At 52.4% G+C, this 569-nt stretch carries 1 pseudogene; it reads right to left on the bottom strand.

Annotation, left to right across the window (positions count from 1 at the left end):
• Positions 1-516, bottom strand: a pseudogene (locus DVK01_RS21130) (hypothetical protein); the annotation flags it as partial.
• Between the last annotated feature and the right edge of the window lie 53 nt (positions 517-569).

Raw genomic sequence — 569 nt, 5'->3', positions numbered from 1 at the left:
AAAGTCCCACTCTCGGACATTGATACCATCAACGGTCGTTGTGTTGCCGTTCAGCAACTGCATACTCTTGGACGTGGTGCCATGGATACGCCAGGTCAGGTCGCCGTTAGTGTGTTGCATGACCCCTCCATTGACATTGTGGAAGTCCATCGAGACACCGGTTTGCGACGACGACAGAGTGTTGTTCAGGTACTGGGCCTGAGCGACGCCGCTGTTCCACTGAGCAATTAGATTGCGTTGCTTGACAGCGTAGTAGTTCTCAACAGCGTCACGAGCACGCTGTTCAGCTTCAAGCTTGCCAGCGCCGTCATTGAGAGCTTTGATATAAGCATTCTTACCAATAATGAGGGCAGTGGTCTCAGAGTCGTCAAGGTAGTTGTCGAACACTACACGCTGGTTCTCGAACTGAGCATGCGTGTTGCGTGAGCTTTGGTAAATGCGGTGTTTCAGCAAGGACGCATCCGTTGTGGAGTTGACCTTCTTGATACCGGGCTTAGTACAGTCCAGATGCGTCATACCACCAACAGCGTTGCTGATGCGGTCAGACAAGTCGCACTGCGTATCCGGGT

The organism is Haloarcula sp. Atlit-120R (assembly GCF_003665885.1).
Taxonomy (GTDB): Archaea; Halobacteriota; Halobacteria; order Halobacteriales; family Haloarculaceae; genus Haloarcula; species Haloarcula taiwanensis.
The sequence above is the reverse complement of the archived record's forward strand: the minus strand, read 5'-3'. Positions and strand labels throughout refer to the sequence as shown.